The organism is Streptomyces sp. NPDC093064 (genome assembly GCF_044754605.1).
GTDB lineage: Bacteria > Actinomycetota > Actinomycetes > Streptomycetales > Streptomycetaceae > Streptomyces.
Map to the genome: position 1 here is coordinate 58,873 of NZ_JBIVPK010000035.1, position 8,419 is coordinate 67,291.

General features: G+C 68.5%; 6 protein-coding genes. 5 read left to right on the forward strand and 1 reads right to left on the reverse strand.

Annotation, left to right across the window (positions count from 1 at the left end):
• Positions 1-115: 115 nt before the first annotated feature.
• The 5 genes from tap (at position 116) to ACIQFZ_RS31080 (ending at position 5,982) form a co-directional block, all read left to right on the forward strand.
• The gene (tap, locus tag ACIQFZ_RS31060; RefSeq protein WP_402692769.1) at positions 116-2,350 is read left to right on the forward strand and encodes a telomere-associated protein Tap; all 2,235 of its coding nucleotides are present in this window, start codon (positions 116-118) and stop codon (positions 2,348-2,350) included.
• A 9-nt stretch (positions 2,351-2,359) separates the two neighbouring features.
• Positions 2,360-2,917 (forward strand): telomere-protecting terminal protein Tpg, encoded by a 558-nt coding sequence (gene tpg, locus ACIQFZ_RS31065; RefSeq protein WP_402692770.1) that lies wholly within the window; start codon positions 2,360-2,362, stop codon positions 2,915-2,917.
• A gap of 593 nt (positions 2,918-3,510) precedes the next feature.
• A complete protein-coding gene (locus ACIQFZ_RS31070) occupies positions 3,511-3,642 on the forward strand; it encodes a hypothetical protein (RefSeq protein WP_402692771.1) in 132 nt (43 codons plus the stop codon).
• 140 nt (positions 3,643-3,782) lie between these two features.
• On the forward strand, positions 3,783-5,000 hold the full coding sequence (locus ACIQFZ_RS31075) for an RNA-guided endonuclease InsQ/TnpB family protein (RefSeq protein WP_402692772.1): 1,218 nt from the start codon (positions 3,783-3,785) through the stop codon (positions 4,998-5,000).
• A 646-nt stretch (positions 5,001-5,646) separates the two neighbouring features.
• On the forward strand, positions 5,647-5,982 hold the full coding sequence (locus tag ACIQFZ_RS31080) for a hypothetical protein (RefSeq protein ID WP_402692773.1): 336 nt from the start codon (positions 5,647-5,649) through the stop codon (positions 5,980-5,982).
• A 205-nt stretch (positions 5,983-6,187) separates the two neighbouring features.
• Here ACIQFZ_RS31080 and ACIQFZ_RS31085 read toward each other — a convergent pair.
• Positions 6,188-8,419: tetratricopeptide repeat protein (locus tag ACIQFZ_RS31085; protein WP_402692774.1), on the reverse strand; the 2,232-nt coding region annotated here is incomplete at its 5' end.

Consider the following 8,419-nt stretch of genomic DNA (forward strand, 5'->3'; position numbering starts at 1 on the left):
AGCTTACGGAAGTGTGCACCTCTCGACCATCGAATGAGCCTCGTACGCGATTCGTGCGGCAAAAGTACGCGATCTGTACGGTTCATGGGGTAGAGTGTGGGTCAGGAGGTGTTCCATGTCCGAGTTGTTCGACGCGGTCGACGCCTTGGTCGCGTCCCGCTCTCCGCTGCCTCCGGCGGAGGAGCGCAAGCGGCTGCGCACCGCGCACGGCCTGACGCTGGACGAAGTCGCCGCCGCACTACAGGTGCGCCGGGCCACGGTGTCCGGGTGGGAGTCGTCCAAGAAGCCGACCGAGCCGCGCGGCCCGGAGCGTGAGGCGTACGCACGGCTACTCAGGCAGCTCGCGGAGCTCTACCCCGCCCCGGAGGAACCGGCTACCCCGGTGCCCACCACGTTCACCGGCGCACCCGCGCCGCAGGAAGCGGGGACTCCGTCCACAGCCCAGGCCCCCGAGGCTGCGGCCATGACTGCACACGAGAACACCCAGACCCCTGCCCCTACTCCCGTCGCCGCTGCGCCGGCCGCCACGCCCCGCCCGGCGCGCACCACCAGGCCGTCGTCGACGTCGCGCCGCCCCGGCGCGCGGAAGGCGGCCCCCGCCGGCACCCCGGCGGGCGGCACCGACCCGCGGTTCGAGAACGGGCCGCTGGCGGTCGTCGATGTCGAAGACGGGCAGGTGCTGGCGTACTGCACCGGCGGCCTGGTCCTGGACGTGCCCGCCAAGTCGATCCCGGCCCTGGTGGACTGGACGCTGCGCGAGGCGCGGCTCGGTCAGCCGAAGCTCTCGGGGCCGGGCAAGGACGCCGACCCGCTGCTCGTGCTCACCGAGGCCGCCCTGGAGCGTTACGGCCTCCCGGCCACTCTCACCGAGGAGGAGCGGCTCGCCGGGCGCCTGCCGGAGGGACACAAGGTGATCAAGCAGCTGGTCCGCGCGGAGTGGAAGCTGACCAAGCGCGGCTTCGGGCCGTGGGCGCGCATCTACCGCCCCGCGCAGGGCTCGGAGCGGGCCTGCGTGCAGCTGTGCATCCCGTCGTGGCACGCGCTGGACACCCGGCACTGGGGCGAGGCCGGGCAGCTCCCGCCGGCGGAACTCGCCCGCGTTCTGGGCGTGTACGCCTCGCGGGTGATGACGCCGCGCGGTTCCACCGCCGTCACCGGGCTGGAGCTGATGACCGCCTTGCACCCGGCGACCCGGGCCTCCGAGCCGGACGCCGACGGCAAGCGGCACTCCGAGCACAACCCCGGCAGCCTGGGCAAGGACCCGGTGGACTGCGCGCCGTGCGAGGCCCCGGACGGGCACCCGCTCCTCAAGGACCTGCCGCGCTTCCACGTCCGCGGCCCCGGCGAGAAGCTGTTCGAGGAGGCGTACGACTGGGCGCGGCCGATGACGGATGCCGAGTGCACCCTGCGGCACCTGGTCGGCATCGACGTGAACATGGCCTTCGCGGCGGGCGCCAACGGCCTGCCCGTCGGTCTCGGAGCGCCGACGCACGTCACGAACCCGGTCTTCGACCCGAAGCTGCCCGGCTCGTGGCTGGTGGACCTGTCCCACGTCGACCTGTCGAAGGTGAAGGTCGGCAAGGAGTGGGTGGAGCTGGACGGCTCGCTGTTGCCCAGCCCGTTCACGCCGAAGGGCGAGCGCCCCGAGGGGCCGGCCTGGTACGCGACGCCCACCGTGGCGTACGCGGTGGAACTCGGCTACGAGCTGCGCCCGCTGGAGGCGTACGTCCGCTACGAGAACGGCCGCTACCTGGACGGCTGGTACAACCGGCTGCGCGACGCCTACCTCGCCACGATGGCCGACCTCGGCGTCGACGCCAACCTCGCGCCGGCCGACTTCCTCGCGGCGATGGACGGCTACAAGGAGCGTGACCCGGAGTTGGCGATCGTCGTCTCGGCGATCAAGGCGACGGTGAAGGGCGGCCTGGGCAAGCTGCGCGAGCGCCCCCGGGGCGAGGGGTGGCGGCCGGGCGAGCCGTGGCGCGCCCTGTCCCGGCCGACCTGGCGGCCGGACATCCGCGCGGCAGTCATCTCCCGCACCCGGATCAACCTGCACCGCAAGATCGTCAAGCATGCGGCGTTCACCGGCCAGTACCCGGTCGCGATCCTGTCCGACTGCGTCGTGTACACGGCCGACGGGCCCTCGCCGCTGGACTTCCTGCCCTACCGGGAGGGCAAGCCGCTGCCCGGAGGCTTCAAGCTCGGCATCAACCCCGGCCTGGTCAAGCACGAGGGCACCCAGACCGTCCTGTGGGGCGAAGAGGTCCGCGAGCGGTTCAACGCCCCGGAGCTCAACCTCGCCCGCTACATCAAGGACGGCACCGTCACCGACGTCGACAACGGAGAGTAGGAGAAGGCGATGAGCCTGTTCGGGGACGGCCTGGACGCCGCGGTGCAGAAGGCATTCACCCGCCCGGCACCCAAGAGCGCACCCGCGCAGATGCGCTACCTGGTCAAGCAGCTCAAGAGCACCAAGGCCGTCGCCCAGATGCTGCGCATCTCCCAGCGCACCGTGGAACGGTACGTGAAAGACCAGATCAAGAAGCCCCGCCCGGACCTCGCCGCGCGCCTGGAGCACGAGGTGAAGAAGCGGTGGCAACCGCAGATCCGGGCCAAGGCCCGACAGAAGGCAGCGACCACCGGCGGCATCGTCATCGACACCCGCGCCCGCATGGGCTACACCGCGCCCATCGGGTCGACGGACCAGGACCGCATCCGGCACCTGACCGTCGCCCTCCCGCCCCGCTACGCCGCCCGCCTCTTCGAGGCCCAGGAAACCGGCGCCACCGAACAGCAGCTCAAGGAGATCGCCGCCGAAGCGCTCAAGGAGGTGTACTTCCAGGACAACGGCCGCCGCGCCGGCAGCCTGGAAGAGGTCCGGTTCACGGACATCGAGCACCTCGAGTTCGACCTGTAGCAGCCGCGCCCCGAACAGCCTGCAAGCCCGGCCATCGGCCCGGACACGCCGACAGTGAGAAGTCAGGGGTTGTCGACGTTCACGCAATTCCTCAGTGGCAGGTCAGCTTCCCCGCCTCAAACGTTCGAGCCCGATGGCCCCGCAGTGGCCCTGTCAGTCCCTTCTGCAAGCATGCTGCGGCGACAACCACATCACCTGATCAGCGGCCTGCCGAGGCCACCCTGGAGTTTCTGCGCTCCGCAATTGACACGGAGTGGCGCGAGCCGGCACTGGGACACGATGGCGTCTCGGCGTGGGAATCCGAGCGCGGGGTCCTGCTTCCGGAGCCGTACCGGAGTCTGATCGCCGAGATCACCAACGGGTCATCCCTCGGACCGCCGGAAGACGGCGCCCTCCTCCCCCTGGGCTGGCTCCCACCGGACTGGCCGTACGACAGGGACCGCAATCCCGCCGCCCCGTTCCCGCTCCGGAAGGCGTGGGCCTGGGAAGGCGAACCCCTCGCCGACGACCATGACGAGCGCGTCGCCAACGTCTACAACCACGGTTCCATCCTGCTCGGCGCCGACGACGGCCCCTCCTACTGGGTCCTGGTCGTGACCGGTCCTCAACGAGGCAAGGTCTGGGTGGTCACCGAAGTCGGCGCCTACCCCTATCCGATGCCGGAGGCGGTCGGCTTCCTGGAATGGGTGCAGCACTGGCACGCCAGCGATGGCTGGTGGGACTGACCGGATCTCTTGAGCGCAAGCCCCGTCCTTCAGGACGGGGTTAGCTCATCCTTGGCGCGGAGCCGCGCAGAACGGTGGAGTTCGCTGCGTTGTCAGTGGTGTGCACTAGGTTGATCGCACCAGTCGAAGGGGGTGTTCTCATGCTGTCCGGTCGCCGCTACCTGCTCGACCTCTCGCCCGAGCAAGAGGAGATGTGTGAGGAGTTCGGCGCTATCTGCCGGTCGGTGTGGAACACGGCCCTGGAGCAGCGTCGGGAATTCCGGCGGCGCGGGGTGTGGATGAACTACGTGCGGCAGTGTGCCGAGTTGGCCGATGCCAAGGGTGAGCACTCGTGGTTGAAGGCGGCGCCGTCGCACGCGTTGCAGCAGACGCTGAAGGATTTGGACCGGGCCTGCCGGGATCATGGCACGTTCACGGTGCGGTGGCGGTCGAAGGCACGTTGGTCGCCGTCGTTTAGGTTCCCCGACGCCCAGCAGATCAGCGTGGAGCGGCTGGGGCGCAAGTGGGGCCGGGTCAAGCTGCCGAAGCTGGGCTGGGTCCGCTTCCGCTGGTCCCGCCCCCTCGGTGGTGAGATCCGTTCCGCGACCGTGTCCCGCAAGGGCGGCCGGTGGTTTGTGTCGTTCCTCGTGGACGACCAGGCCGCCCCTCCCGAGCAGCACGCCATGCCCGGTACCGCCGTGGGCATCGACCGGGGGGTCAAGACCGCCGTCGTCACCTCGGACGGCGACTTCCACGACCGGCCGTTCATCACGGCCGGCGAGATCGTCCGGTACCGGCGCCTGCAACAACGCCTCGCCCGGTCCAAGCGCGGCAGCGCGAACCGGCACAAGACGATCACAGCCATGGGCCGCATCATGTCCCGGGTGTCGGACCGGCGCGGAGACTTCTGCGCGCAGACCGCGGCCCGGATCGTCGCGAAGAACGCCCTGGTGGTCCTCGAAGACCTGCGGATCAAGAACATGTCCGCCAGCGCGTGTGGCACCGTGGCCGAGCCCGGCCGGAACGTCCGCCAGAAGGCCGGGCTCAACCGGGCCATCCTGGACAAGGGGTGGCACCGCCTCGAACTCGCCCTTGCCAACGCCGCCCGGTACACGGGCACGCGCGTGGTGAAAGTCAACCCCGCGTACACGTCGCAACGGTGCTCCGCCTGCGGCTTCGTCACCGAAGGGAACCGCGAGAGCCAAGCGGTCTTCCGGTGCAAAGCCCCAGGCTGCGGACACCGCGACCATGCCGACGTGAACGCCGCGAAGAACATCAAGGCCGCAGGACATGCGGTCTCAGCCTGTGGAGACCTCGGCACCAGCCGGTCCGTGAAGCAGGAACCCGTAAGCCGGGCAACCGGCCGAACCCCCTCATAGGGGAATCCCCGAGCTTCAACCCGGGGAGGAAGTCAATACCCATGCCAGATCACCCCAGCTGCAATGTGAAGCGACGCCCCTCAGACCCACGCGTGGGTTGCTTCTCCGCTGTGAGGACCAGGAAGTTGACCCGCTCGTCCGGTCGATAGCCGAGCCACAACCCCGGTGATCCTCGACGCGCACGGTGCGCGCCACCACGATACGGATGCGCGTCGAGGAGCACCGGGGGCAGCGGGGTCCAGGGGCCGGCGAAGGCCCCTGGTACCACCGGCCGTTACCAGCGTGGTGTCGACATGAGGTACGTGACGCTCGACATCAGCGCGATGGGGGTCAGCCGAGATGAACTCGCACTTATAGAGAATAGAGAGGGTCACATCCCTGCAGGTCAGAGGGCCTGATGGGCCTTCAGAAGATGACTCTCAAGTCATTTTGGGTCTGGGGAAGTTGCTTGTGGAGTCAAGCTGCCCCGTGTTCATTGAGACCTAGATGCGCAGTGCTACGACGGGGGTCGCAACCGTCACGAACATGACTCCGAAGTCATGTTCGACGCGCCCAACGCGCAGATAGGTCGCGTCGTTGCTATCTATATGCGCAATCACTAGTGTGCTCCGCGTCTAGGTTTCGATCTTGAGGAGCATGTAGCGTCATGTCAGCGCAGCCTCAGGGGGACCCCCGCCGGGCCCCCGGCTCGTCCTCGCCCCGTGCGCCGAGCGCCACCAGTCCGTATGCCGGCGCGCTCGGTCCGAGAAAGAACCTCGTCGAGTTGCCTGTTGGCCACACGGCTGAGGTCAGACCTCCCGTCACCGCCGGCGACTTCATCGGTAAGTACTTCGCCCAGGACAGCCTGGAGTTCCTTCGCTGCGCCTGGCATGGCTGGCTGACGGAGCCGGAGCTGCGGTCGGCCCTGCTGGAGTGGCACTTCACCCCCGACAGCCACGAAGCCTTCAGCCGGTATCTCGCGTTCCGGAGCGCGCAGTCCTGACCTCTCTCGCCTCTCGGGCTGGGATGCCTGCTTGCGGCCAACGCGCCTTGTGAGAGGGGATGTTCGTGATAGGGAGTACGGATGTTTGGTCGACTCCCGCTCGTTGAGCAGCACCAATGATCGTTGAACCTGGACGTTGCGCAGCGCAGACGACACAACCCGATGTGGGCCGGCTCAAGCCGGGAAGACGGGTCAGATGGGTCTGTCAGGGGTGCTTGTCGGGATGGATGAGGTCGGCGATTTCGTTCGCGTCGCTGAGCTCGGGGCCGAGCTGGGCGAGGGTGCGGAGCCGGATCGCGTAGGCGTGGCGCTGGGTGTCCGTGCCGTGCTCGGCGATGGTCTGGGCGAGCTGGCGGGCCTGGTAGGTATCGCCATTGGCTGCGGTGATCACGGTGGCGAAGAAGGCTCCGGTGATGTCGGTGAGCAGGTCTGGGTGGGCGTACAGGATGTGACGCAGGAGCGGGACGGCAGCCTGGTCGATGGCGGTGAAGGCCTGTTCGGTGGCGACGTTCCGGTCGGTGACAATCTCGTAGACCTGATTGTGGGGGAGATCATCGGTGAGCTGGAGGATGGCGAGATGCAGGCGTGCGAGCGGCGCGTCTGTTGCGGCGAGCAGCGCCCAGACTTCGGGGGTGCGCAGCTTGCTGCTGTGCTCGTCGAGGAAGCTTTTGGAGTCCGCCCACGTGGGGGTCGCAATCCACTCTTGGAGCAGTTGGCGTACATCGTGGTCGTTCCGTCCACGGTCCAGGACGGTGTCGATACCGTCGGCGTCGACCTGGCCGAGGATGCTGGTAAGGCTGTCAATGGGCGGGCTCTCAGGGAAGAGAGCCTCAGCCAGTTCCAAGTGATGGCGGAAGCCCGGTTGCCGGAGCCGGTCGGCATGTGCGCGGAGGAAGGTTTCGACGCTTGGCCAGTCGGCGGCCTGGGCCCACTGGTTGAGAAGTTCCAGCACGTCGTCGGGCAGGGGGGTGACGGCCCAGTCAGGAAGCCGCGGATCTTGGATGCCAAGGCTCGCTACGGTCACCCGAACCCGCTGCCGCGCCCGGCCCAGGGGGGATGGGCTGCCGCCTGTACAGGCCAGTGCTGCCCGCACGAGTTGGTCGGCTGCAGGAGCAACGGCAACGTGTGTGGCGAGGTACGTGGCGTAGTGGGCGCGAAGTTCCGCCTGGGAGAGTGGGTTGAGTTCCAGGTCGGTGATGGCGTCCTCCCAGACAGTAGAGGCGACTTCAGTCTTGCTCTGCTGGTTGGAGAGGTTGTTCAGGGACATGGCGAGGTCGGGGAGGTAGGCGGCCGGGCTGGCCTCCGCCAGGGTGCGGCGGATTTCGACGGCTTCGGTGATCGAAGCCAGCGCCCCCTGCCGGTCCCCGGTCTCACCCTGCTGGATGGAGAGGTTGTTCAGGGAGCCGGCGAGGTCGGGGAGGTAGGCGGCCGGGCTGGCCTCCGCCAGAGTGCGGTAGTGGTCGACGGCTTCGGTGATCGAAGCCATTGCCACCTGCTGGTCCCCGGTCTCACTCTGACGGACGGAGAGGTTGTTCAGGGAGGTGGCGAGGTCGGGCAGGTAGGCGGCCAGGTTCGCCTCTACGAGGGTGCGGCGGATTTCGACGGCTTCGGTGATCGAAGCCAGCGCCCCCTGCCGGTCCCCAGCCTCGCTCTGCCGGTTGGAGAGGTTGTTCAGGGAGCTGGCGAAGTTGGGCAGGTAGGCGGCCGGGCTGGCCTCCGCCAGGGCGCGGTAGTGGTCGACGGCTTCGGTGATCGAAGCCAGCGCCGCCTGCCGGTCCCCAGCCTCGCTCTGCTGGACGGAGAGGTTGTTCAGGGAGGTGGCGAGGTCGGGCAGGTAGGCGGCCGGGCTGGCCTCCGCCAGGGCGCGGTAGTGGTCAACGGCTTCGATGACCGAAGCCAGCGCCGCCTGCCAGTCCCCCGTCTCACCCTGCAGGACGGAGAGGTTGTTCAGGGACATGGCGAGGTCGGGCAGGTAGGCGACCGGGCTGGCCTCCGCCAGAGTGCGGCGGATTTCGACGGCTTCGATGACCGAAGCCAGCGCCCCCTGACGATCCCCGGTCTCACCCTGCCGGTTGGAGAGGTTGTTCAGGGACATGGCGAGGTCGGGGAGGTAGGCGACCGGGCTGGCCTCCGCCAGAGTGCGGTAGTGGTCGACGGCTTCGGTGATCGAAGCCAGCGCCGCCTGCCGGTCCCCGGTCTCACTCTGACGGACGGAGAGGTTGTTCAGGGAGCCGGCGAGGTCGGGCAGGTAGGCGGCCAGGTTCGCCTCTACGAGGGTGCGGCGGATTTCGACGGCTTCGGTGATCGAAGCCAGCGCCGCCTGCCGGTCCCCAGCCTTGCCCTGCTGGATGGAGAGGTTGTTCAGGGAGCTGGCGAGGTTGGGCAGGTAGGCGACCGGGCTGGCCTCCGCCAGGGCGCGGTAGTGGTCAACGGCTTC

What these genes read in the sequence shown, in the direction of transcription:
- tap (WP_402692769.1), top strand. Translation starts at nt 116, where the DNA reads ATGTCCGAGTTGTTCGACGCGGTCGACGCCTTGGTCGCGTCCCGCTCT.
- ACIQFZ_RS31075 (WP_402692772.1), top strand. Translation starts at nt 3,783, where the DNA reads ATGCTGTCCGGTCGCCGCTACCTGCTCGACCTCTCGCCCGAGCAAGAG.
- ACIQFZ_RS31080 (WP_402692773.1), top strand. Translation starts at nt 5,647, where the DNA reads ATGTCAGCGCAGCCTCAGGGGGACCCCCGCCGGGCCCCCGGCTCGTCC.
- tpg (WP_402692770.1), top strand. Translation starts at nt 2,360, where the DNA reads ATGAGCCTGTTCGGGGACGGCCTGGACGCCGCGGTGCAGAAGGCATTC.